This is a genomic window from Paracoccus sp. KR1-242 (genome assembly GCF_049446195.1).
Taxonomy (GTDB): Bacteria; Pseudomonadota; Alphaproteobacteria; order Rhodobacterales; family Rhodobacteraceae; genus Paracoccus; species Paracoccus broussonetiae.
This window is the reverse complement of record NZ_JBMSED010000002.1, coordinates 153,746-176,691: the sequence shown is the minus strand read 5'-3', so window position 1 is coordinate 176,691 and position 22,946 is coordinate 153,746. Positions and strand designations below refer to the sequence as shown.

Here is a 22,946-nt window from a genome sequence, read left to right as displayed (position 1 = left end):
GGGGGACGTGTTGATGTTTTTAAGGCGCGACAGGAAAACCACCCGGCGAAAGCCGAGCGGCCAATACTCCCGCAGGTATATCGGGTGGGGGCGCCGCGTTCATTCGCGAAGCGTATTGGCGGAAACATAAGCGGTGCAGGCGACAGGGCTTTTCAGGAAACCGCGATCCCCCGCGCTGTCGGCCGCTCAGGATCCCTGCGTGTCGGGGCCATGAAAGAAATTGGCCGTCGCCCCGCCGTCGATCAGGAAATCGCTGCCGGTGATATAGCCGCCCTCCGGGCCCGCGATCAGTGCGGCAAGCGCCGCGATCTCGTCCGGGGTTCCGGCGCGCCCTGCAGGGTTCCGGGCCAGCATGTCTCGGTAAAAGGCGGCGCGCTCTCCGTTCAGCTCGTCCCAGGCCAGCGGGGTGATGACGATGCCGGGACTGATCGCGTTCACGCGTGCGCCCCGCCTGCCCCAGCGCGGCGCCTGACCCCGCACGCGCAGGGAATTGCAGCGCTTCGAGATCTGATAGGCCAGCAGCGTGTCGTCGATTTCCCTCACGAAAGGCAGATCAAGCAACGCCTCGGCCGGGGTGGTGGCAAGCTGGCGGTCCTGTTCGGGCGTCAGCGCGGGCAGGCGGTGGCCGGATTGCGACGAGATCACGATGGCCGAGCCGCCGCTGGCGATCACCTCGCCGAATTCCTCAAGCAGCATGGCCGTTCCATACAGATCGACCTTCAGGATCGTCGCCACAGGGGCCTGGCTGGGCGAGACGCCCGCCGCCTGCACCAGCAGCTTCACATCCCCAAGCCCGGTCGCGGTCCGGATCAGCGCCCGGACCGAGTCCCGGTCCGAGACGTCGACCGTGGTGGCCGTGGTGGCGAAGCCCGCCAGTTCCAGCACCCTTGCGGCCTGTTCGGCATTGTCCCGCTTCAGGTCCGCCAGCACGACATGGCGGCCGCTGCTGACGCGCCGGGCAATGGCCTGCCCGATCGCGCCCGCACCGACGACAACCGTGACATCCGTCATGCCGTGCCCCGGTTCTTCACAGGATCACGCATCGACGCGCAGCATGGTCTTGATGGCGCGGCGTTCATCCATGGCCTTGTAGCCTTCGGCGACCTGCTCGATGGGCAGGACCAGATCGAAGACCCGGCCGGGCTGGATCCTGCCCTGCAGGACGCGATCCATCAGGTCGGGCAGGAAGCGGCGCACCGGGGCCGGCCCGCCCAGCATCCGCTGCTGGTTGAAGAACAACTTCTGCCCGTCCAGGTTGACGCCATGCGGGACGCCGACATAGCCGATGGTGCCGCCGGGACGGCAGATGCCCATGGCCTGCTGCATCGACTGTTCCATGCCGACGCATTCCAGCACCGATTCCGCGCCGATCCCGTTCGTCATGTCCATGATGCGGGCGATACCGTCCTCGCCCCGCTCCTCGACGATCTCGGTCGCGCCAAAGTCGCGGGCCAGCTTCTGGCGGTCGGGGTGGCGGCTCATGGCGATGATGCGGGCCGCGCCCATCTGCGATGCGGCCAGGACGCCCATCAGTCCGACCGCGCCATCCCCCACCACGACAACGGTGCCCCCTTCGCGGACGCCTGCGGCATCGGCGGCATACCAGCCGGTGCCCAGCACGTCCGAGACCGCCAGCATATGCGGGATCATGTCCGCATCCGGCATCTCGGCCGTGGCGACCAGGGTGCCGTCGGCCAGCGGCACGCGGGCATAGGGCGCTTGCGCGCCGGACATGAATTCCCGCTGCTGGCACGAGGACTGGAACCCGAACTGGCAATGCGGGCAGGTATTGTCGGACAGGCAGAACGAGCCGACGACGAACTGCCCCGGTCGGATCGTACGGACATCCGCGCCGACCTCGACCACGGTGCCGCAATATTCATGACCCATATGCGCCGGGCCATTCTGCGGCTGAAGCCCGCGATAGGGCCACAGGTCAGACCCGCAGATGCAGGTGGCCGACAGCTTGATGATCGCGTCGGTCGGCTTCAGGATCGAGGGGTCCTCGACCCGCTCATAGCGGACGTCGCCGGGGCCGTGCATGACGGTTGCGTACATGATCTGTCCTTTCGTAAGGGTTCAGGCGCGGTAATCCGCATCGGTGACGTGATCCATCCAGGTGACGACCTGGCCGTCCTTGACCTCCTGGATCGCGACATGGCTCATGCCGGCATCGGGTGCGGCGCCGTGCCAGTGACGTTCATCCGGGGCGAACCAGACGACGTCGCCCTGACGGATCTCTTCGATCGGGCCACCCTCGCGCTGAACAAGGCCGCGCCCGAAGGTCACGATCAGCGTCTGGCCCAGCGGATGCGTGTGCCATGCGGTGCGCGCGCCCGGATCAAAGGTCACATGCGCGCCCTGCACCCGGTCGGGCGCTGCGGGGTTGAACAGCGGGTCGATGCGGACCTTTCCGGTGAACCAGTCAGCCGGTCCCGCGCCCGATGGCCTGCTGCCCGCACGAAAGATTTCCATGATGCTCTCCTGTGATGGTCGTTGCCGGATGGTCGCCGCGATGATCGGGCGCTACCGCTGGGGGCGCGCGGGAAACCTTGCGCCGAAACCCGGTCATCGTCTGCGCCATTCGCTTGCCGCGCAATATAGGTGGTGCCGCGCCAGGGATTAAATGCTAGATCCGCAACACACTCATATCTGGATAATATGAATGCGACGCGACGAGATGAGCGACCTGATGGCTTTCCTGGCCGTAGCCGAGGAGCGCAGCTTCACCCGCGCCGCGGCCCGGCTGGGCACCTCGCAAAGCGCGGTCAGCGCCGTGGTGCGCCGGCTGGAGGAACGGCTGGACGTGCGGCTTTTGACCCGGACGACACGCGCCGTCTCGCCGACCGAGGCGGGCATCCGGCTGGTCGACACGCTGCGCCCCGCCTTCGACGGGATCGAGGCGCAGTTGGCGGCGCTGGACGACATGCGCAGCAAGCCATCGGGGACGATCCGCATCACCGCCAGCCGGGCCCCGGCACGCCAGATCGTGATGCCGGTCGTCAGCCGCCTGATGGCCGCCCATCCCGATGTCCGAATCGAGATCGCCGTGGATTCCCGCTTCGTCGACATCGCGAAGGAAGGCTTCGACGCCGGTATCCGGCTGGGCGAAAGTCTGGACCGGGACATGATCGGGGTGCGGATATCGCCGGACATGCAGATGGTGGTTGCCGGATCGCCGGATTATTTCCGCGACCATCCGATCCCCGACACGCCGCAGGATCTGGCCGGACACAGCTGCATCAACCTGCGGCTGCCGACGCTGGGCGGGCTTTACGCGTGGGAGTTCGAAAAGGACGGCCGCCCGTTGAACGTGCGGGTGGACGGGCAATTCACCAGCAGCGATCCCGATCTGGTGGTTCAGGCAGCGCTGGCCGGGCGCGGGCTGGCCTGCCTGCCCTCGGATCACCTTGACCCGCATGTCCGGGCGGGAAGGCTGGTGCGCGTGCTGGCGGACTGGTGTCCGCCCTTTGCCGGCTACTATCTTTACTATCCCAGCCGCCGGCAGGTCACCTCGGCCTTTCGCCTGCTGATCGACGCCCTGCGGTGGCGGGATTAGGGGGCGCCCGCTTCAAGTGGCTCATGCGGGATGGGGTGAAGCGAGCGCTGCCGATTTGCCCCCCTTACCAGCGTCGAAAGCCTTTGTCAGTCCGCGCCAGACGTCGGCGCTGCTTCAATATATCCGTGATACACGCGTGTTTTGCGGATCACTTACGTCACCGGTTTCAGCCCGGGCCAAGCCGTCCGGCGATGCGCAGGGCGTTGCCTTCGATCAGGTCGCGGACATGCTCGACCATCGGGCGGCTGGCAGCTGAGTTTTCGCTGACGGCGCGGGCGACTGGATGGCCGTGGTGGACGATGCCGTCGACCAGTTCCTGCACGCGAAGACGCAGTTGGCGAGGATTGAATCCCGCGCTTTCGGCGATGGCATCCCAGTGGCGGCGCGCGATATCGCCCGGCTTGCGCTTGCGCCCCGCAAGGTTCTGGGCGTGATACTGGTTGACGTGATCCCAGCCCAGCACGGTCGAGACGTCGTAAAGCGGCGCCAGCCGCGGCGTGCCGTCCAGCAGCAGCGAATAATTCTTGGCATGGGCGTCGGTATTGGCGACCAGGATGTTGAAGATCACCTGATCCAGCAGCCGCGCACGCCCTGCCCCGCCCAGCCCTGCATCCGCGCCGAATGCCGCGCGCCAATCCGGGCCGCCGGTGGTCAGCAGATCGGACAGCGACGGACCGGGCAGCGTGCCGCGTTCGTATTTGCGTTCCGGGGGGATGGCGCGGATCTGGGCCAGATCCTCTTGATGCAGGCGGCGGATGGTGCCGTCGGCGCGCAGCGCGCGATCATAGCGCGCCACGATCAGGGCGGTTCGCCCACCCGCACGTGCGATCAAGGCCGGGGCGGCGGGAATGCCGATGGCCTGGGCAAGCGCAAGGCAATAAGCCTCATTCTCGACAATTCCCGGGAGGTTGGGGTTGTCGGGCTTGATGATGACGGTCGAGGGCGCGCCATCGCGCGGAATGACCAACTGGTCGCCGGATTCCGGCAGGCCCAGTCTGGGGCGTCCGTCCCCGTCCAGCACCGCCAGCGCAGATTTCTGCTGCCCGCCGGCCAGGGACAGGCGGACGCCGTCCTCTCCGATCAAGAAGGGGCGTTGGCGCAGGTCCTCGAAATGGCGGGCCAGGGCCTGTTCGGGATCGTCGCTGCGATAATGCCGGGTCAGCGGCAGCCAATCCCAGGCCGCGCGCAGCGACGGCGCGCCAAAGGACAATGCCCCGGCCGTGTCCCCGCCGATCTCGCGCAGGATCGCGACGGTATCGCCCTGCGCGACGCCCAGCCGGCGGGCCAGCGTGGCAAGCTGCCCCTCTTCTGGCAGCAGGTTCGCGATCCAGGGATGGACGCGGTCTGGCGCGTGGTCACGGCGCGACAGGGGCATCGTCAGCGACAGGGGAAAGGCCCCCCTTGCCGCCTGCCAGCGGGGATCATAGGCAAAGGAGACCGCCCCCTGCCCGTCCACCACCAGATCACCCACCTGGAATCGATCATAGAAGACCGGGATCTTCACAGCGCGTCGTCCAGGTCATAGCCTTCGCCGCTGTCCGACCGGGCCGGCAGTGCGGTGATTGCAGCCGAATCGATGCCCAGGGCGTCGAAGACCCGCTGATACGAGGAAAGTCGCGTGTCCCGGGTCGCGTTTTCCAGATCGGACAGCGTCGCCAGCGCCACCCCGCTGAGACGCGACAGGTCGACCAGTCGCAATCCCTGCGCCCGACGCGTGTCGCGGATCAGCCCACCCAGTCTTTGTGCCAGCATGTTTGTCATCGCGCCCGTTTCCGACATGTTAGAAATGGCGCTTCTTTGGCGCGAAATCAAGTCACTTTCCAATATATTGGAAATTCGTGACCGCTGAAGACCAACGCATGGTTGATTACAACATATTGGAAAACAGGCTCGCCACGATCAGGATCAAAGCGAAAAAAGCTTGCGAGTCGAATGACCTTGGGCAATATTCACGAAAATTACCATCCAAACGACAAAAAGCGTGAACACGCGGAGCGGGCAGATGACGACAGACCTATTCGCCGAGGACCTCAACTCGGTCATCAGGCAGCATTCCGAGACCCTTGCCAAGCAGCTTTATGCGCAGCGCGAATCGCTGTTCCCTCCGGATGCGAAAAAGCAGATGCGCAAGTTCACCTCGGGCGAGGCTGCGGCGCTGCTGGGTGTAAATGACAGCTATCTGCGCAAGCTGCATCTGGACGGCAAAGGGCCGTCACCCGAAACCACCGCGGGAAACCGACGGCTGTATTCGGCCCGGGATCTGCAGGATCTTCGGCAATTGCTTGAAAAGACGGCCAGAAAGCCGGGCGATTACCTGCCGGGACGGCGCGAAGGCGACCATTTGCAGATCATCGGCGTGATGAATTTCAAGGGCGGTTCGGGCAAGACCACGACCTCGGCCCACCTGGCGCAGCGACTGGCCCTGACCGGGTATCGGGTGCTCGCCATCGACCTGGATCCGCAGGCGTCGATGACGGCGCTGCATGGGGTCCAGCCGGAATTCGACCTGCCCGAAGGCGGGACGCTTTACGACGCGATCCGCTATGAATCCCCTGCCCCGATCCGGTCGGTGATCCGCCGGACCTATATCCCGAATCTGGACCTGATTCCCGGCAACCTGGAGCTGATGGAGTTCGAGCATGAAACCCCCCGCGCACTGGCGCAGGGCAATGCCGGACTGTTCTTTTTCCGCGTACGCGATGCCTTGGCGCAGGTCGACGCGGATTACGACGTGGTGGTCATCGACTGCCCGCCGCAACTGGGCTTTCTGACCATGTCGGCACTGTCGGCCGCGACGGGCGTGCTGGTCACCATCCATCCCGAGATGCTGGACGTCATGTCGATGAGCCAGTTCCTGCGGATGACCGCCGACCTGATGGACGTGATCGCTGATAGCGGCGCGGACATGTCCCATGACTGGATGCGCTATCTTCTGACGCGCTATGAGCCCTCGGACGCGCCGCAAAACCGTATCGTCGCCTTCCTGCGCACGATGTACGGCGACAACGTGCTGAACGCGCCGATGCTGAAATCCACCGCGATTTCCGATGCGGGCCTGACCAAGCAGACGCTTTACGAGGTGGATCGCAGCGCCTTTACCCGTTCGACCTATGACCGGGCGGTGGAAAGCCTGAATGCCGTCAATGACGAGATTTCGGCCCTGATTCAAAAGACCTGGAGGCGCGGATGAGCGACGGCAAGAAACGCCGCATGTCGATGCTGGACAGCATGGCGGGCGCGGCCCCGGCGGCACCGATGATGGCGAACCGGGCGCTTCGTTCGGCCCGCGATGCGGTTGATACGCATCGGATCTGGGATCTGGACCCCGAGTCGATCACCGACGATCGCAGCGCCGACCGGCTGGATCCTGAGGATGTGGCCGATCTGCGCAGCTCGATCGAGGCGGTGGGCCAGACGGTGCCGATTCTGGTCCGGCGCGACCCGACGCGGCCCGATCGCTATCTGCTGGTCTATGGCCGCAGGCGGCTTGAGGCGGTGCGCGGTTCGCAACATGTCGGTAAGGTCCGCGCAATGATCGCCGCGATGGACGACCGCGCGGCCGTGATGGCGCAAGCCTCTGAAAACACGGGCCGACGCGACCTGAGCTTCATCGAGAAGGCGCTGTTCGCGCAAGAGCTTCTGGACACCGATTTCGGCACCCAGGCCGAGGTGGCCGAGGTTCTGAACCTGACGAAATCTGCGATTTCGATGGCCCTGTCCGTGTCCCGAGGGGTCGGGCGTGATCTCGCCTCGGCCATCGGCCCGGCGCATGGGATCGGCCGTCCGCGCTGGGAGGCGCTGGCCAAGGACCTGCAGACCGACGCCCTGCCCGTCCCCGAACTGATCGAACTGGCGATGCATGTGCGCGCACATGCGGCACCCGATGTTGCCGATCCCTCAGTTGCGGCGTTCGATGCCGTAAGCCTTCGTTTACGCAAGGCGTTGATGGTGCCCACGCAGCGTCGCGATGCGCGAAAGCTGCCGCTGGGCAAGGACTCTGCGCTGCGGCTGACACGGACAAAGGACGGCCTGCGGATTGATCTGCAGACCAAGGATCAGGAATTGGCGGATTGGCTGCTGGAACATGCCGGCCCCGCCCTTGAGGAGCTTCACGCCCACTACAAGAGGCGCTGAGGAGAGGCAGTAGAAACTTACGAGGAGGCACGGACTAGCCAAAGAAAAGGTCCCGCGAAGCATACACCCCACGAGACCCCTTTGATCTTAGCAAATCCAAGGTAGTCGGTTGGTGCGACATCTGCAAGTCCATCGTGATTCGCAGGACAGGATTTCTTTGTCTTCGTGATAAAAAATGCTTTACCAGCCGATCACGTCATTCCGGCGTGCGATGGATGCTGCCCCGGTGCAGCCCCGATCCTCGCGCGCCTTGCCCGCCTATGCCGTCGACAAATGGGATGCTCTGCGCGAACTTGCGGTGGCCCGCAAGCATTTCGGCCTGTCCGACCGCGACCTGACCGTATTGCAGGCGCTGCTGAGCTTTCATCCCGGCACCAAGCTGGAAGATCCGGCCCGAATGGTCGTCTTTCCGTCAAACGCCACGCTTTGCGAGCGGCTGAACGGAATGCCGTGTTCGACGATGCGCAGGCACCTTGCCCGGCTGGTCGATACCGGCCTGATCGCGCGCCGCGACAGCCCGAACGGCAAGCGTTATCGCCGACGTGAAGGCCCAGCCTTCGGCTTTGACCTGACCCCCCTTGCCTGCCGTTTCGGCGCGATCCAGAGCGCCGCAAATGCCTTGCGCGAAGAACAACATCGCATCCGGACCCTGCGCGAGCGAGTCATCCTGATCCGGCGCGATCTGCTTGGGCTTCTGCAGGTTGCCCCCGATGACTCGCTGAACGCACTGGCCGAGAATGCGGCCAAGGCCCTGCGTCGCAAGCTGACGCTGGAACAGCTGGAATCCCTGCAAGCAATGCTGAACTCGGTGGTCGAAAAGCTGGCGGAAAGCGCCTTTTCAGCAGACGATCTGGGCAGCAGCGGCAACCATAATGAGCACCACCAATACAGTGAAGATAAATATATTCCTGATTCTGATTCTTGCCATGAACAGGCAGATGAGAAACCTGACCTGGAATTTCAGGAAGTGATCGCGAGCTGCAACCAGATCCAGGAACTGGCCTCCGAGCCGATCGGGGACTGGCTGTCACTGGTCCGGGTGGCCGAGGAAGTCCGACCCATGATGGGAATATGTGCCTCTGCCTGGCAACAGGCGGTGGACAGCATGGGGAAAATTGCATCGGCTGTCGCGCTGGCCGCGATGCTGCAGCGGTTTGACCAGATCCGTGCACCGGGGGCCTATCTGAGGGTTCTATCAGCCAAGGCTCTCAGACGCGAGTTTTTCCCCGCCGCCATGGTCCGGTCCTTGCAAGGTTCACAGCTGTGAACTTCCGGGAACCGACTGCTGCGTCCACAAATTCCAGCAACGCTGAAGGTCACCGTTTCCTCATACGTCGTGTCCGAAGCGGGAAGGGCGATGGGGCCGGGAATGGGCTGTGCGGCCATTTCATGGCCAATGTCCGTCTCGGTGACCACAATGTCCGGTTCACCCCGTGATCCGCTTCGAGCATCGGCTTAACTAACGATGAGAGACACCAACCCGATAGACCCCATCGAGAATCCGGCGGGATTGTCTAAGTGGGAACTCCCCGAGAACCTGCAAGGGCATCGTGAAGGGGGATGGCCCCTTCGTTGTCTGACCGAAACTCCGGCGACTGGGAGGATTGTTCTTGCTTCCATAGCCACGAAATCCCAGACAGGGGAACGGTCAAGAGTCCATCAGCGAACGTCCCAGCCATGGCGAAGGCGTTCGGAGATAGCCAAGAAGACTGCCAGCGGCCTCCATTGCGCGCTGCTCCTGGTTTATCTAGAGTAGAGGCACTGCAGTCAGCCGCCCAGCAGATACCAAGGACGTCGACCGATGCTCTTGCGGTTCATTCGCCAGACGGTGCGACACACGCCAACGACGACGGCTGGAACCGCCTTGGTCCGCCAGGAATCCGATACTCTGCCGATCCATTGCTTCTGCTCATCGTTCGACATAAGCTTCAACCACGGTTTAAGGTCTGGGGGAGCGATGAAGATCGGCGAGATCGCCAATGCGGCCGGGGTGACGACGTCACGCATCCGGTTCTATGAAAAGCGAGGGATCATCGCGCCTGCGCTGCGCGGGCCCAATGGCTATCGCGATTACCCGGCCGAGTTGGTGGCGCTGCTGCGTTTCATCGAACAGGCGCAGGGCTTGGGCTTTACCCTCAGCGAGATAGCGAGCGTCGAAATCCGCAACGACCCGCAACCGATCTCCGGTGAGCAGGCGATCCGTATGCTCATGGCGAAGCGCGATGCTGTCGATTCCCTGATCGAAGAGGCCACGCAGCGCAGGCACAGGATCGATGCCTTGATTGAAGACCTGCGCACAAGTGGGGCCGACGGGGCAGGGCGCGCGCGCGGTCCCCGGACCTAGCCCTTGCGGGTCAGCATCCGGATCACGACGAGCAGGATCAGCGTGCCCAGTGGAAAGCCGATGCCGGGCCGGTCGCCAAAGGCAAGCCAACCGGCAAAGGCCGCCAGCAGAATGGACAGATAGGATAGCGGGGCCAGCAAGCTTGCCTCGTGGCTGCGATAGGCGCGCAGGAAGCAGTACTGGCCCGCCTGCGCAAGTATCCCGATGGCAAGCAGCGTGGGCCAATCCGCCGACGCGACCGGCCGCCAGACGATGATGGCGGGAATTGCCGTCAGCACGGCCAGGCCGACCGTATAGAACAGCATCATGACCGCGGGGCTTTCCGTCGCCAACGCCCGTGTCTGCACGACGGCGGTCGCTCCGAACAGGGTCGCGCCCAGTGCGGCGGCAAGGCCGGTCAGGGTGATCGCGCTGCCACCCTGGGGCATCGGATAGGCGATCAGGCAGGCCGCGAGAAGGGCGCAAAGACCGGCGACCCAGCGGCGCCGGACCACGCGTTCGTGCAGCAGCACACTGGCCAGCGCCATCGTCACCAGCGGTCGCGAAAAACCGATGGCGTTCACCATCGCAATCGGCAACTGCGCCAATGCCACGAAGTTCAGCGTCAGCGCCAGCGCGTTGCAGGCGACGCGCAGCGCATTGCGACCGGGCTGGCGCATGGCCGCGATCTCGTGCCGCCTGAGCCACAGCAACGGCGCGATTGCCACCAGCCCGATCAGCGCGCGCAAGAACACCAGCTGGATCGCCGGATAGGTCACGCCCTGGATCTTCACCAGCACCTGCATGGTGGTAACCAGCGTCATGTCGGTCATCAGCCAGGCGACGCCTGCCGCGACCGAGGAAGGGCCGGCGCGGGACATCAGGCCGGGTGCAGCAAGTTCGCCAGCAGGCGGAACGCACCGGGGACCAACTGGTCAAGCTGATGGTGCAGCGTCAGTGCGCAATGGCTGTGTCTCCCACGTCCGACCGGTGCCGAAAGCAGGGCGCCCAGCAGCGGCGGCTCGCCCGGATCGGAACAGGACAGCAAGGGCACATAGGCGGGGTCCCAGTCCGACGCGAAATACAGCCCACGTTCTTTGTGCCAGCCCAGGAAGTCCTCGGGGCCGATCCGGTTCGGGCCGGTCAGCAGCGGGTGGTCCGGGGCCAGGACCGTGACCGGGGCGGCGGGATCGGTGACGCGCCACCGGACCGAGGGGCGGCCGACGGTCAGCGGCAGCGGCGGCGTATGGTCGGGTTGCCAGCCCTGATCCGGGCGCTGGTAGAAGGTGACAAGATGCCCGCCCGCCCGGACGAAGCGATGCAGGGCTGGCAGCACCGGGGGCAGGTCGAGGCGCGCACCGAAGGCGACCACCCCGACCAGCACGGTGGCATAGGCCGAAAAATCCTCGGCCGGATCGATCGCATCCAGCGCGGTGACATCCAGTCCCATGCGCCGCAGCCACGGCCCCGCGTCATCCGTCCCGCGGATATAGGCGACGCGGGCATCCGGCAGCGACAGATCAAGGCGCAGCAGCCGCAGCAGGGCAGGGCGGGCAAGCGCGAAGGAGCCGACATGGGGATAACTGCCGCGGGTTTCGGTCAGCACAGGCCGCTGTTGCAGCCGAAGCGGGATTTCCGCCTTGCCTGCGGGCAGATCCGCTGGCGGGGTCAGGGTCAGGCGATCCTCGTGTCGGACCGATTTCCAGCCGGGGGGCAAGTCAAGGTCAAGGGGGGCATCGGGGTCGGTCAGGCGAAGCTCCAACGCGTCGGACGAGGTCATCAGCGCAAGATCGGGGCGGATCGTGGGACCGGCAGCCGGGCGCAGCGCCAGCGGCTGGTCAAGGTCCAGATCAAGCGTCACCTGCACCCCCTCGATCCGGGTTCCGATGCGCAGATGCCCCGGCCCGTTGCCGCCAAGGGCATCCCAATGGGGGTGAAATTGCGGGGTGTCGGGGGCATCCGGCGCGACCACGATCGGGATGGCGAGCACGCCCGGCGCGGGCAGCGTGACCTCTTGCGCGTTGGCCCCAAGCGGCAGGGCTGGACGGATGTCGAGCGATAGGGCAGGGCCCCGCGCGGTGAGGTGGATCTCTCCGCCGCTGCCCGGTGCAAGACGCCGCGCGCTTGTGGTGGCGAACAGGCGCAACCCGGCAGCCTCGGCAAGCGCATGGCCGATTTCGCGTCGCTTGCGGTGCAGGCGGTGCCCATGCGCCGCCATGAACCCGTCGGACGCGCCGGCCAGCGCCGCATCGACGCACATGCCCGCCCGCGCAAGCGCCTTGCAGCAGGCGGAGGGATGGGGAAAGGCCGCCAGCGCATCCTCGATCGCTTGGGCCGCATCGGTCAGGGACGGTGCGGCCGGACCGGCAAGCGAAGCCAGCTCGGCCAGATTGCGGGGCAGCCCCTCGGCCATGACCGTCTCAAGGGTGCCGCCGCGAAGATGCAGGGACCAGCTTTGGCGGGGAACGTCCCGCCATTCGCCCATCCCCTGCGAGGCATGGCGGCGGCGGGACCATTCCCCGATCTCGTCATACTCGGCCCCGGTGGCGGGATCGGCTCCCGTCGCGGTGATCCGCAGGGTTTCGGGCGGCGGCGGCTCGGTGTCGTCATAGGTGCCACCCGCGCCGGACCAGGCGGGCAGATAGAAACGTGCGACCTGCCAGGGATCCGGGCCCTGCGCGGCCAGTGCCAGCGCGGCCTCTGCCGCGCGGGTCATGGCGCGGTGGTGGCCGTGCTGGCCGGGCACGTCCAGAAAGGTCGGGATCACCACGTCCGGCCGCCAGCGGCGATAGGCGTCGGCCAGCCGCGCGGTGATACGCGCCTCTCCCCAGCGGGCAAAGGTCTGGTCGCCATCCTTTGAAAACCCGAAGTCGTGGACCGGGTCGTCGGGCCCATGCCCAAGCCACGCGATGTCGCTGTCCAGAACCCGCGCCGCCTCTTCCAGTTCGCGGCTGCGCAGCAGGCCCAGCAGGCCGCCGCGTTCGGGGCCAAGGATGTTCTGGCCGCCTTCCCCCCGCGTCGAGCAGGCGATGACAAGGCGCATGCCCTGGCCAAAGCGCAGCCAGGCCAGCAGGCAGCTTTGTTCGTCATCGGGATGCGCGCCGGTATTCATCACCGTCAGCACCGAGGTCAGCCGGGTCAATGCGCGGTGCAGGCGCAGCAGGGCAGGGGCGGCCTCGCTGCGGGCCAGGCGGTCTTGGGGGGTCATGACAGGCTCCTCCTTCCTGTGCTGATCCGATACGGGCTTGGGCGGGCACGGGACCGCTAGGCGCTTTCGGACGGGGGGATTTCGGGGGCATCGCCCGCGGGCTCGGCCAGATCCAGCCGGGGCATGATGGCGTCGTAAAGGGGCAGGGCGGCCGCGCCAAGCGCCGCTGTCAGCCGCCCGGTCTGTCCGCGCAGAACCCGCGGCTGGCGGCGGGCGGCACGGCTGGCGATCGAGGTGCCGATGGCAAGGCGGTGAAGGATCGCGTCGATCACCGGGTCAGGCAGGTTGCCGCCCAGGATGACGGTTTCCGGATCGAAGATGTTTTCAAGCACCGCGATCACCAGCGACAGGTGGCGGGCCGCGTCCGTGATCCAGCCATCCAGCACGGGGTCGGCCCCGGCATGGAGCGCCTCGACACTGGCCAGATCGGCGGCGCGGCCGGTCGCGGCCAGGCATTCCTGCAGCGCATGGGGCGAGGCGTAGCGCTCAAGACAGCCGGACTGACCGCAAATACAGGGCCTGCCATCGGGGACGACGATGAAATGGCCGATCTCTCCGGCATTGCCGTTCGCGCCGCGCAAAGGCTGCCCGCCGGTGATGACCCCCAGCCCGACACCGGTGCCGAAATAGACCAGGCAGAAATCAGGCAGCGAGCGACCGGCCCCGAACAGGCTTTCGCCCACGGCCGCGGCATTGGCGTCGTTTTCGACGATGACCGGCACGCCGATCGCCTCGGACAAGGCCTGCGCCGCCGCCGGGGCCGACCAGCCGGGCAGGTTGTAGGGACCGACGCCCGACAGCCCCTCGATCCCGAAGGGGCCGGGCATCACCAGCCCCACGCCCAGCAGCGGCAGCGCCAGATCCCGGCGCAGGTCCGCCACGCGTTCGGCCATCATCGGGACCAGCGCCTCAAGCGGCAGATCCCCGATCCGGGTGCGGCTTTCGTGACGACGCACACCGCCCAGATCAAGGACCGTCACCGTCAGATGCGTCACCGACAGCTCCATCCCGATGGTCATCGCGCCCTCGGGGTTGATCGCGTATTGCAGCGGCGGCTGGCCGCGCCCGGACCGGCGGCGGCCAAGGTCCAGAAGCAGCCCCTCGGCCAGAAGTTCATCGATGATATTGGCGACGGCCTGGGTCGACAGCTGCGTCATCTCGGCCAGTTCCTTGCGGCCAAGCGCGCCCATGCTGCGCAAAAGGTTCAGCACCACGCGGCGATTGTGGCTGCGGCTGCGCCCCGGATTGTTGCCACGCGCGGTGCGGGGTCGGTCGGCGCCGGGGGTTTCCGATCTTGCTGTCACGACGGCCTCCCTGAAGATCCGACCCCTTGTCGTGACCGGGATGGACGGGCCAAGCATCGCGCCCGGAATGAATAACGCAAGTAAATTATTTTATTGACAGGTGGGGGCGCGGTGGCAAGCATGAACCCCGACAGGGGAGGAGTGCGCCCACCCGGGCCGTCCCTGGACTTCACAACAGCAAGCGCCCGCCAGCGAAGCGGGGCGCATAGGAGGGTATTGCCATGACGACGCGCCTGCTTCTTGCCGCGCTGACTGCCGGGACCGCCCTGGCGGGCGCGACGCTCGCCTCGACTTCGACCGCAGAGGCGGTCGAGATCGAATATTGGCAATACATCTTCGACAGCCGCGTTCAGGCGATGGACCAGCTGATCGCCGCCTTCCAGCAGGCGAACCCGGACATCACCGTGAAGCAGGTGACCTTCCCCTATGCCGATTACCAGACCCGCGTGACCGCGGCGACCATGGCCCGCAAGGGACCGGACGTCATGCAGCTTTACTATGGCTGGGCCGACAAGTTCATCGACGGCAAGGTTGTCCAGCCGCTGCCCGAGGACATGTTCCCCGCCGCCACCATCGATGCCGAGTTCTTCCCCTTCGTCCAGGTGATGAAGCGCGACGGCGCCTATTACGGCATTCCGACCGCCGTCCGGTCGCTGGGACTGTTCTACAACAAGAAGCTGTTCGCCGATGCCGGCATCGACGCGCCCCCCGCGACGCTGGATGAGCTGGTCGCCGACGGCAAGAAGCTGGCCCAGAAGGACAGCGGCGGCAATTTCACCACCGTCGGCATCACCATGGACATGGGCGGACAGGACCATCACTGGTGGCGCGAGGTGCTGCTGCGCCAGTTCGGGGCCGCGCCCTATGACGACGGCACGACCAAGGTGACCTATGACAGCGAAGGTGGCGCGGCCGCGCTGGACTGGTATGCCGGTCTGCACTCAAAAGAGCAGATCTCGACCCCCGGCTTCATGGACGAAGGGCAGGCGGCCTTCCGTGCGGGCCGGGCGGCGATGACCGTGGACGGCACCTTCCGGCTGGGCGCCTTCAACAAGATCACCGATTTCGAATGGGGCGTGACCGAGCTTCCGGCCGGGCCGGACGGGACGAAATCCAACTTCGCCAGCTTCTTCGCCAATGCGATCGGCGCCGGTGCCGAGGGTGAAGAGCTGGAGGCGTCGAAGAAGTTCCTGGCCTATATCTCGTCGCCCGAAGCGATGGAGATCTGGATGAAGACGGTTGGCGAACTGCCGGCCCGGCGCGACGTCGCCCTGACCGAGGCGAATCTGGCCGATCCCGTCTATGGCCCGTTCATCCGGGGCCTCGACTATGCCAAGACCACTATCTTCAAGGATGAGATGGCGCAGCGCCAGGTCGCGATGGACATGGTGAACCGGATGGAGCTTCAGGGCCAGTCGGCGGCGGATTCGCTGGCCGAGGCAGCCAAGGCCGAACAGGAAATCCTTGATCGCGCGAACTAAGGCGGTGACGCGCAGGCGGGCGCTGGCCCCTTGCGCGGCCCGGACCCGAAGCGAGGCAGAATGAGCTTTTCGGACCCTTCCCCCGCCGGGGCGCATCCGCCCCGGCCCCGCGCCAGGCTGTCGATGCGGATGCGCCGCGCGCTGTGGGTCTGGGGCTTTCTGGCGCTGCCAGTGCTGTTTTACAGCGTGATCCGGTTCTATCCGACCGGCTATGCCTTCTGGCTGTCCTTGACGGACTGGGACCTGATGAGCCCGCCGGCCTTCATCGGGCTGGAGAATTACCAGCGGTTGCTGGACGACCCGCAGTTCTGGAAGGTCTTTCGCAATACCTTCGCCTATCTGGTCATCGGCACGCCGATCAGCCTGGTCCTGTCCTTTGCCGTGGCCTATTTCCTGGACCGGGTGCGGACCGGGCACGGGCTGATCCGGGCGCTGTATTTCCTGCCTTTCATCACCACCGCCTCGGCGATGGCCTGGGTCTGGCGCTGGTTCTATCAGCCCGCGCCCACCGGGATCATCAATTCCCTGCTGGGCCGGATCGGCCTGCCGCAGCTGGACTTCCTGAATTCGACCACCTGGGCGCTTCCCTCGATCATGGTCACGGCGATCTGGGCGGGACTGGGGTTCCAGATCATCATCTTTCTGGCCGGCCTGCGGTCGATCCCCACGACCTTTCATGAGGCGGCGCGGATCGACGGGCTGGGCGAGGGCGCGATCCTGTGGCGGATCACCTTGCCGCTGCTGAAGCCCACGACCGTGTTCCTTGTGGTCTTTTCCTCGATCGGGTTCCTGCGGATCTTCGATCAGGTCTACAACATGACCACGAACGATCCCGGCGGCCCGCTGGGATCGACCAAGCCGCTGGTGCTGATGATCTATCAGACGGCCTTTTCATCCTATGACATGGGCTATGCGGCGGCGCAGACGGTGGTGCTGTTCACGATCCTGCTGATCGTGTCCCTGCTGCAGCTCTGGATCCTGAGGAAACGCTGATGGATGCGCCGAAACCCCTTGCCATGTCGCGCATCCGTCCGGGGGCGGTGCTGGCCTGGACGGTGCTGTTCATCGGCGGCGTGCTGATGGTGACGCCGCTTCTGTTCATGTTCTCGACCTCGCTGAAGACCTCGGGGCAGATTTACGACCTGCGACTGATCCCGGCGCATCCGACGCTGGCGAATTATGTGCAGGTGCTGTCCGATGGCCGCTTTCTGCGCTGGTTCCTGAATTCGGCGCTGGTCGCGATCTGCGTCACCGCCTCGAACGTGTTCTTCGACAGCCTTGTCGGCTATACGCTGGCCAAGTTCCGCTTCCGGGGCCGCAACCTGGTCTTCATCGCGATCCTGTCGACGCTGATGATCCCGACCGAGATGCTGGTGATCCCCTGGTATGTGATGTCCGCCAATCTCGGTTGGCTCGACAGCTATTGGGGCATCATGTTTCCGGGGATGATGACTGCCTTCGGCACCTTCCTGATGAAGCAGTTCTTCGAGACGCTGCCCGATGATTTCCTTGAGGCGGCGCGGATCGACGGGCTGAACGAATTCACCATCTGGTGGAAGATCGCGATGCCGCTGGTGACGCCCGCGATCTCGGCGCTGGCCATCTTTACCTTTCTGGGCAACTGGACGGCGTTCTTCTGGCCGCTGATCGTGACCACCAGCAAAGAGCTTTACACCCTGCCCATCGGCCTGACGAGCTTTGCGGTCGAGCAGGAAATCCAGTGGGAGATGATCATGACCGGCGCGGCGCTGGCGACGATTCCCACGCTGATCGTGTTCCTCGTCCTGCAGCGCTATATCGTGCGCGGCGTGATGCTGGCGGGGCTGAAAGGATGACCATGACCCTTCCCGATCCGCGGCGCGACGACGTCTCGCGTTTTCCCGATCCGACCTATGTGGAAACCGTGCTGAAGCCGCTTTTCGACGCGGCCAAGGGCGATCACGTCGATCATTTCCGCCGCGTCGATCGGGCGCATCTGGTGATGCTGGCGGAAACCGGCATCCTGCCCGGTCCGGTGGCCGGTCGCATCGCCCGCGCGCTGGCCGGGATCGAGGCCGAACTGGACCCGGCATCGCTGGTCTATGACGGCTCGGTCGAGGATTTCTTCTTCGCCATCGAGCGTGAGCTGAAGGCCCGGATTGGCGCGGACGATGGCGGGCGGCTGCACACGGCGCGGTCGCGCAACGACATCGACCACACGCTGTTCAAGATGGCGCTCAAGGAACGGCTGGACACATTGCTCGCCCAGGCCCGCACCCTGCTGGCCGCTCTGATAGACACGGCCGAACGCGAAAGCGCCACGCTGATCGTCGCCTATACACACGGCCAGCCAGCGCAACCCACCACCTTTGGCCATTACCTTGGCGCCGCGATCGAAGTGCTGATCCGCGATATCGAACGGCTTGAGGCGGCGCGGGCGGTCGCGGACCTGTCGTCGATGGGGGCGGCCGCGATCACCACCTCGGGCTTTCCGATCGACCGGGCGCGGGTGGCGGAACTGCTGGGTTTTGCGGCCGCGCAGCGCAACAGCTATTCCTGCATCGCGGCGGTTGATTACACCACCGGCGCCTATTCGGCCGTGGCACTGCTGTTCCTGCATCTGGGGCGGCTGATCCAGGATTTTCAGGTCTGGTCGTCCTTCGAGGTCGGACAGATCCATGTCCCGAATGCCTTCGTGCAGATTTCCTCGATCATGCCGCAGAAGCGCAACCCGGTCCCGATCGAGCATATGCGCCATCTCGCCAGCCAGACCGTGGGCCGGGCGCAGATGATGCTGACGATCATGCACAACACCCCCTTCACCGACATGAACGACAGCGAAGGGGAAAGCCAGGGCGCGGGCTATGGCGCCTTTGACAGCGGCGGGCGGGTGCTGCGGCTGCTGGCGGCGTTTGTCCCGGCACTGCGCATCGACGGACGCCGGGTCCGCGAGAATGCGGCGCGGTCCTGCATCACCATCACCGAACTGGCCGACAGCCTTGTGCGGCGCGAGGGTCTGTCCTTTCGCCAGGCGCATGAGATCGCGGCCGCCACCGCCCGCGCCGTGGTCGGTGCCGACAGCGATCTGGTCAGCGGCGGTTACGCCCCGTTCCGCGCCGCCTTTGCCGAGGCCGCCGGGCGCGAGACCACGCTTGGCTCGGCTGAATTCGCGGAAGTCGTCTCGCCCGAATATTTCGTTGCCGTCCGCTCCCGTTTTGGCGGTCCCGCGCCAGATCCGATGGCGGATGCGCTGCGGTCGTATTCGGCGGCTCTGGCGGGCTTTTCCGACCGCGCGGCAGCAATCATGACGCGCGAGACGGTGGCGGCGGCCGAACTGGCCCGCGCCTTCGATGCCTTGCAGGAGATCCGCTGATGGCCACGATCGAGCTGCGCAACCTGGTCAAGTCCTATGGCAAGGTCGACGTGATCCACGGCTTCGACCTGCAGGTCGCGGATGGGGAATTCGTGGTTTTCGTCGGCCCCTCGGGTTGCGGGAAATCCACCACACTGCGGATGATCGCCGGGCTGGAAGAGGTCTCGGGCGGGCAGATCCTGATCGGCGGCGACGTGGTGAACGAACTCGACCCGAAAAGCCGCAATATCGCGATGGTGTTCCAGAACTACGCGATCTATCCGCACCTGACCGTGCGCCAGAACATCGCCTTTGGGCTTTACACCTCGCGGCTGGACAAGGCCGCCAAGGCCGCGCGCGTGGAAGAGGCCGGGCGCGCGCTGGAACTGACGCATCTGCTGGACCGCCGCCCCTCGGCGCTGTCGGGCGGGCAGCGGCAGCGGGTGGCCATCGGGCGCGCCATGGTCCGCTCGCCCGTGGCCTTCCTGTTCGACGAACCGCTGTCGAACCTTGATGCGCAGTTGCGCAGCCAGATGCGGATCGAGATCAAGGCCCTGCACCAGCGGTTGGGCACCACCATCGCCTATGTCACCCATGACCAGGTCGAGGCGATGACCATGGCCGACCGCATCGTGGTGATGAAGGATGGCCATATCCTGCAGCAGGGCGCGCCGATGCAGATCTATGACAGCCCCGTCGATGTCTTTACCGCGCGCTTCATCGGCACGCCCTCGATGAACATCCTGCCCGTGACCGAGGCGGGCGGCGTGCTGACCCCGGCGGGGCAGGGGGCCGCGCTGCTGGCCGGGATCAGGCCCCATGCCCTTCGGATCGGGTCCGACGGACAGGCAGCCGTCCAGCTCAGCGGTGCGGTCACCGCGGTCGAGCCATTGGGTCCGGAAACCCTGGTGCATTTCAGGGCCGCCGACCGCGCCCTGATCGCCACCGCGCCCGCCCATATGGTGCCCCAGATCGGCAGCACCGTCACCGCGACCGCTGCACCCGGCGCGGTCCACCTGTTCGACGCGGCCAGCGAACGGGCGGTGGGACGGCGCTGATGGTTCTCAAACCCGATCCGGCCCCCGGCGGAACCACCCCGCCGGATGCGATGCCTGCCGACGGGACGTTGGTCCTTGGCTGCGATGTCGGGGGGACCAAGGTCCATTCGATTCTGGCCACTGCGACGGGCCGCGTGCTGGCCGAATTCAGCGAACCGACCGCATCCCATGATGCCGAGGCGCTGCTTGCCCAGATCGCGCGGCACCGCGACCGGCTGGCCCTGGGGCAGGCGCGGATTGCCGCTGCGGGGATCGGCCTGCCGGGGGCAGTGCATCCGCAAAGCGGGGTGCTGACCGACGCGCCGCATCTGCCGGACCTGGGCGACCGCGACTTGCGGCAATGCATGGCCGCGCGTCTGGGCCTGCCGGTGCGGATCGGCAATGACGTCAGCCTTGCCGCCCTTGGCGAGGCCTGGCTGGGCGAGGGGCGCGGCGCGCGCAGCCTTGCGTTCCTTGCGCTTGGGACCGGCGTCGGACTGGGTCTGATCGAGGACGGCCGCATCCTGCGCGGTGCCCGCGGCGCGGCCGGAGAGATCGGCGACCTGCCCATTCCCGGCCCCGGCGGCGCGGCGAGGCTTGAGGATCTGGTCTCCAGCCGCGCGCTGCTGGCGGATTACCGCACCCGTGGCGGTCAGACGGCGGGCACCTTGCGCGATGTCTTTGCCGCCGCCGGGACCGACCCTGTCCTGCCCGGCCTGCTGGACGCGCTGGCCGGGCGGCTGGCGCTGGCGCTGCGCGCGGTCATCGCCCTGACCGATCCCGAACGCATCGTGATCGGGGGCGGGCTGGGCGGCCGATCCGAGGTGTTCAGCCGCCTTGCCGCCGCGCTTGGGCCGGGGCCGGTGCTTTTGCCGACGGCGCTTGGCCCCCGCGCCGGGGCGCTTGGCGCCGCCCGGCTGGCGCTTGGCGGCGGGTGCTGACCGGCCCGCCGTGACCCCTTAACGCCGCGCGTCCTCAAGGATCATGCGGGCGGCCTTTTCGGCGATCATCATGGTCGGGGCATTGGTATTGCCGCTGGTGATCCGCGGCATGACCGAGGCATCCGCGATCCGCAGGCGACCCAACGCGCGCATCCGCAGGCGGGGATCGACGACCGAGCCATCGTCCGCGCCCATGCGGCAGGTGCCGACCGGGTGGAAGATCGTCGTGCCGATGGCGCCGGCGGCCTTGACCAGATCTTCCTCGGACTGAAAGGCGATGCCGGGCAGATGCTCTTGCGGGGTAAAGCGGTCGAAGGCCGGTTGCGCGGTGATCCTGCGGGTCAGGCGGATCGCGCGCATCGCGACATCCTGATCGCCCGGTGTCGACAGGTAATTCGGCCGGATCGCCGGATGGGCGCGGAAATCCGGCCCCGTCACATGGACCGAGCCGCGGCTTTCCGGGCGCAGGTTGCAGACGCTGGCCGTCATTGCCGGAAAGCTGTGAACCGGGTCGCCGAACTTGTCCAGGCTGACCGGCTGGACGTGATATTCCAGATCCGCCGTCGCCTTGTCGGCCCCGGATTTCGTGAAGATCCCGACCTGGCTTGGCGCCATCGACATCGGGCCCGAGCGTTTCAGCAGATATTCCAGCCCGATCGCTGCCTTGCCCATCAGATGCGAGGCCTTTTCGTTCAGCGTCGGCACGCCCTGCACCTTGTAGACCATCCGAAGTTGCAGGTGATCCTGCAGGTTCTCGCCCAAAGCGGGGACCTCGACCAGCGGGTCGATGCCCGCGGCCTGCAAGGCATCGCCCCGACCGATACCGGAATGTTCAAGCACCTGGACCGAGCCGATGGACCCGGCGGCAAGCACGGTTTCGTTCAGCGCGCGCGCCTCGACCCGCTGGCCCTGATGGTGAAAGACCACGCCCCGGACCTCGCCGGTTTCGATGACCAGCCGCTCGACTTCGGCCCCGGTCAGGATGCGCAGGTTCGGGCGGTTCCGCGCCGGGCGCAGAAAGGCCTTCGTCGCGCTCCACCGCCAGCCATTGCGCTGCGTCACGTCGAAATAGCCGCTGCCCTCATTGTCGCCGCGGTTGAAATCGGCGGTGCGGGGGATGCCCGCCTGTTCCGCTGCCTCGATGAAGGCGTCAAGGACCGCCCAGCGGACCCGCGCGGTTTCGACCCGCAACTCGCCCTGTGCGCCGTGCATGTCGTCGCCGCCGCGGTAATGGTCCTCTTGCGCCTTGAACAAGGGCAGCACGTCGTCCCAGCCCCAGCCGGTGCAGCCCATCTGCCGCCACTGGTCGTAATCCGCCGCTTGCCCGCGCATATAGATCATGCCGTTGATCGACGAACAGCCGCCCAGCACCCGCCCGCGCGGGTAAAGCAGGCTGCGCCCGTTCAGCCCGGCCTCGGCCTGGGTGCGGAAGCCCCAGTCGGTGCGCGGATTGCCGATGCAGTAAAGATAACCGACCGGGATGTGGATCCAGTGGTAATTGTCGCGCCCCCCCGCCTCAAGCAGCAGGACGCGGTTTCTGGGATCGGCGCTCAGGCGGTTGGCCAGCACGCAGCCCGCGCTGCCCGCGCCGATCACGATATAGTCGTAGCTTTCCATCGGTTACCCCA

20 protein-coding genes are annotated in these 22,946 nt (G+C 66.1%); 11 read left to right on the top strand and 9 right to left on the bottom strand.

From position 1 onward, the window contains the following. Positions 1-186: 186 nt before the first annotated feature. From ACO2Q4_RS04355 to ACO2Q4_RS04345, 3 genes are read right to left on the bottom strand one after another with little or no spacing between them, the layout of a single operon-like run. Positions 187-1,011 (bottom strand): SDR family oxidoreductase, encoded by an 825-nt coding sequence (locus ACO2Q4_RS04355; RefSeq protein WP_423317530.1) that lies wholly within the window; start codon positions 1,009-1,011, stop codon positions 187-189. Between the two features lie 24 nt (positions 1,012-1,035). Then, positions 1,036-2,058: a zinc-dependent alcohol dehydrogenase family protein gene (locus ACO2Q4_RS04350; RefSeq protein WP_311759468.1), complete on the bottom strand. Its 1,023-nt coding sequence runs from the start codon at positions 2,056-2,058 to the stop codon at positions 1,036-1,038. 21 nt (positions 2,059-2,079) lie between these two features. Further along, positions 2,080-2,475: a (R)-mandelonitrile lyase gene (locus ACO2Q4_RS04345; protein WP_311759469.1), complete on the bottom strand. Its 396-nt coding sequence runs from the start codon at positions 2,473-2,475 to the stop codon at positions 2,080-2,082. Positions 2,476-2,665: 190 nt separating this feature from the next. Here ACO2Q4_RS04345 and ACO2Q4_RS04340 point away from each other — a divergent pair, with 190 nt between their 5' ends. After that, positions 2,666-3,559 (top strand): LysR family transcriptional regulator, encoded by an 894-nt coding sequence (locus ACO2Q4_RS04340; RefSeq protein WP_395131848.1) that lies wholly within the window; start codon positions 2,666-2,668, stop codon positions 3,557-3,559. Positions 3,560-3,725: 166 nt separating this feature from the next. Here the strand turns inward: ACO2Q4_RS04340 and ACO2Q4_RS04335 are convergent, their stop codons facing one another. Together ACO2Q4_RS04335 and ACO2Q4_RS04330 are read right to left on the bottom strand one after the other, a co-directional pair. Further along, a complete protein-coding gene (locus tag ACO2Q4_RS04335) occupies positions 3,726-5,063 on the bottom strand; it encodes a HipA domain-containing protein (RefSeq protein ID WP_423317527.1) in 1,338 nt (445 codons plus the stop codon). Further along, on the bottom strand, positions 5,060-5,320 hold the full coding sequence (locus ACO2Q4_RS04330; protein WP_423317525.1) for a helix-turn-helix domain-containing protein: 261 nt from the start codon (positions 5,318-5,320) through the stop codon (positions 5,060-5,062). The genes ACO2Q4_RS04335 and ACO2Q4_RS04330 overlap by 4 nt, the downstream gene beginning before the upstream one ends. A gap of 241 nt (positions 5,321-5,561) precedes the next feature. On the opposite strand from ACO2Q4_RS04330, the gene repA reads away from it, so the two are divergent. From repA to ACO2Q4_RS04310, 4 genes are all read left to right on the top strand, one after another. Then, positions 5,562-6,749: a plasmid partitioning protein RepA gene (repA, locus tag ACO2Q4_RS04325; protein WP_423317523.1), complete on the top strand. Its 1,188-nt coding sequence runs from the start codon at positions 5,562-5,564 to the stop codon at positions 6,747-6,749. After that, positions 6,746-7,693 (top strand): plasmid partitioning protein RepB, encoded by a 948-nt coding sequence (gene repB, locus ACO2Q4_RS04320; protein ID WP_423317521.1) that lies wholly within the window; start codon positions 6,746-6,748, stop codon positions 7,691-7,693. Before repA ends, repB begins: the two co-directional genes overlap by 4 nt. Before the next feature lie 175 nt (positions 7,694-7,868). Next, entirely contained in the window at positions 7,869-8,960 is a 1,092-nt protein-coding gene (gene repC, locus ACO2Q4_RS04315; protein ID WP_423317519.1) for a plasmid replication protein RepC, read from the top strand. A 690-nt stretch (positions 8,961-9,650) separates the two neighbouring features. Beyond that, the gene (locus tag ACO2Q4_RS04310; RefSeq protein WP_423317517.1) at positions 9,651-10,037 is read left to right on the top strand and encodes a MerR family transcriptional regulator; all 387 of its coding nucleotides are present in this window, start codon (positions 9,651-9,653) and stop codon (positions 10,035-10,037) included. On the opposite strand, the gene ACO2Q4_RS04305 is transcribed toward ACO2Q4_RS04310, so the two are convergent. Genes ACO2Q4_RS04305 through ACO2Q4_RS04295 form a run of 3 tightly spaced genes read right to left on the bottom strand, consistent with a single transcriptional unit; the run spans position 10,034 to position 14,528 of the window. Then, entirely contained in the window at positions 10,034-10,897 is an 864-nt protein-coding gene (locus ACO2Q4_RS04305) for a DMT family transporter (RefSeq protein ID WP_423317515.1), read from the bottom strand. The two genes, ACO2Q4_RS04310 and ACO2Q4_RS04305, sit on opposite strands and share 4 nt — an antisense overlap. Continuing rightward, positions 10,897-13,224 (bottom strand): PIG-L family deacetylase, encoded by a 2,328-nt coding sequence (locus ACO2Q4_RS04300; protein WP_423317513.1) that lies wholly within the window; start codon positions 13,222-13,224, stop codon positions 10,897-10,899. The genes ACO2Q4_RS04305 and ACO2Q4_RS04300 overlap by 1 nt, the downstream gene beginning before the upstream one ends. Before the next feature lie 56 nt (positions 13,225-13,280). Next, on the bottom strand, positions 13,281-14,528 hold the full coding sequence (locus ACO2Q4_RS04295; RefSeq protein ID WP_423317511.1) for an ROK family protein: 1,248 nt from the start codon (positions 14,526-14,528) through the stop codon (positions 13,281-13,283). Between the two features lie 221 nt (positions 14,529-14,749). Between ACO2Q4_RS04295 and ACO2Q4_RS04290 the strand changes: the two genes are divergently transcribed. From ACO2Q4_RS04290 to ACO2Q4_RS04265, 6 genes are read left to right on the top strand one after another with little or no spacing between them, the layout of a single operon-like run. Continuing rightward, entirely contained in the window at positions 14,750-16,009 is a 1,260-nt protein-coding gene (locus tag ACO2Q4_RS04290; protein WP_423317509.1) for an extracellular solute-binding protein, read from the top strand. Between the two features lie 60 nt (positions 16,010-16,069). Further along, entirely contained in the window at positions 16,070-17,002 is a 933-nt protein-coding gene (locus ACO2Q4_RS04285) for a carbohydrate ABC transporter permease (protein ID WP_311759481.1), read from the top strand. Further along, complete coding sequence (locus ACO2Q4_RS04280) at positions 17,002-17,844, top strand: carbohydrate ABC transporter permease (RefSeq protein WP_311759482.1); 843 nt, start codon at positions 17,002-17,004, stop codon at positions 17,842-17,844. The genes ACO2Q4_RS04285 and ACO2Q4_RS04280 overlap by 1 nt, the downstream gene beginning before the upstream one ends. Before the next feature lie 2 nt (positions 17,845-17,846). Further along, positions 17,847-19,361 (top strand): argininosuccinate lyase, encoded by a 1,515-nt coding sequence (gene argH / locus ACO2Q4_RS04275; protein WP_423317507.1) that lies wholly within the window; start codon positions 17,847-17,849, stop codon positions 19,359-19,361. Then, on the top strand, positions 19,361-20,398 hold the full coding sequence (locus ACO2Q4_RS04270) for an ABC transporter ATP-binding protein (protein ID WP_423317505.1): 1,038 nt from the start codon (positions 19,361-19,363) through the stop codon (positions 20,396-20,398). Before argH ends, ACO2Q4_RS04270 begins: the two co-directional genes overlap by 1 nt. Continuing rightward, positions 20,398-21,318, top strand: coding sequence for an ROK family protein (locus ACO2Q4_RS04265; RefSeq protein ID WP_423317504.1), 921 nt, complete (start codon positions 20,398-20,400; stop codon positions 21,316-21,318). Before ACO2Q4_RS04270 ends, ACO2Q4_RS04265 begins: the two co-directional genes overlap by 1 nt. An 18-nt stretch (positions 21,319-21,336) precedes the next feature. Here ACO2Q4_RS04265 and ACO2Q4_RS04260 read toward each other — a convergent pair whose 3' ends face one another. Beyond that, positions 21,337-22,935 carry a GMC family oxidoreductase gene (locus ACO2Q4_RS04260; protein ID WP_423317503.1) on the bottom strand — a complete coding sequence of 533 codons (1,599 nt, stop codon included), beginning with the start codon at positions 22,933-22,935 and terminating at the stop codon, positions 21,337-21,339. Positions 22,936-22,946 lie beyond the last annotated feature (11 nt).

What these genes read in the sequence shown, in the direction of transcription:
- ACO2Q4_RS04355 (WP_423317530.1), bottom strand. Translation starts at nt 1,011, where the DNA reads ATGACGGATGTCACGGTTGTCGTCGGTGCGGGCGCGATCGGGCAGGCC.
- ACO2Q4_RS04350 (WP_311759468.1), bottom strand. Translation starts at nt 2,058, where the DNA reads ATGTACGCAACCGTCATGCACGGCCCCGGCGACGTCCGCTATGAGCGG.
- ACO2Q4_RS04345 (WP_311759469.1), bottom strand. Translation starts at nt 2,475, where the DNA reads ATGGAAATCTTTCGTGCGGGCAGCAGGCCATCGGGCGCGGGACCGGCT.
- ACO2Q4_RS04340 (WP_395131848.1), top strand. Translation starts at nt 2,666, where the DNA reads ATGCGACGCGACGAGATGAGCGACCTGATGGCTTTCCTGGCCGTAGCC.
- ACO2Q4_RS04330 (WP_423317525.1), bottom strand. Translation starts at nt 5,320, where the DNA reads ATGACAAACATGCTGGCACAAAGACTGGGTGGGCTGATCCGCGACACG.
- repA (WP_423317523.1), top strand. Translation starts at nt 5,562, where the DNA reads ATGACGACAGACCTATTCGCCGAGGACCTCAACTCGGTCATCAGGCAG.
- repB (WP_423317521.1), top strand. Translation starts at nt 6,746, where the DNA reads ATGAGCGACGGCAAGAAACGCCGCATGTCGATGCTGGACAGCATGGCG.
- repC (WP_423317519.1), top strand. Translation starts at nt 7,869, where the DNA reads ATGCTTTACCAGCCGATCACGTCATTCCGGCGTGCGATGGATGCTGCC.
- ACO2Q4_RS04310 (WP_423317517.1), top strand. Translation starts at nt 9,651, where the DNA reads ATGAAGATCGGCGAGATCGCCAATGCGGCCGGGGTGACGACGTCACGC.
- ACO2Q4_RS04305 (WP_423317515.1), bottom strand. Translation starts at nt 10,897, where the DNA reads ATGTCCCGCGCCGGCCCTTCCTCGGTCGCGGCAGGCGTCGCCTGGCTG.
- ACO2Q4_RS04300 (WP_423317513.1), bottom strand. Translation starts at nt 13,224, where the DNA reads ATGACCCCCCAAGACCGCCTGGCCCGCAGCGAGGCCGCCCCTGCCCTG.
- ACO2Q4_RS04290 (WP_423317509.1), top strand. Translation starts at nt 14,750, where the DNA reads ATGACGACGCGCCTGCTTCTTGCCGCGCTGACTGCCGGGACCGCCCTG.
- ACO2Q4_RS04285 (WP_311759481.1), top strand. Translation starts at nt 16,070, where the DNA reads ATGAGCTTTTCGGACCCTTCCCCCGCCGGGGCGCATCCGCCCCGGCCC.
- ACO2Q4_RS04280 (WP_311759482.1), top strand. Translation starts at nt 17,002, where the DNA reads ATGGATGCGCCGAAACCCCTTGCCATGTCGCGCATCCGTCCGGGGGCG.
- argH (WP_423317507.1), top strand. Translation starts at nt 17,847, where the DNA reads ATGACCCTTCCCGATCCGCGGCGCGACGACGTCTCGCGTTTTCCCGAT.
- ACO2Q4_RS04270 (WP_423317505.1), top strand. Translation starts at nt 19,361, where the DNA reads ATGGCCACGATCGAGCTGCGCAACCTGGTCAAGTCCTATGGCAAGGTC.
- ACO2Q4_RS04265 (WP_423317504.1), top strand. Translation starts at nt 20,398, where the DNA reads ATGGTTCTCAAACCCGATCCGGCCCCCGGCGGAACCACCCCGCCGGAT.
- ACO2Q4_RS04260 (WP_423317503.1), bottom strand. Translation starts at nt 22,935, where the DNA reads ATGGAAAGCTACGACTATATCGTGATCGGCGCGGGCAGCGCGGGCTGC.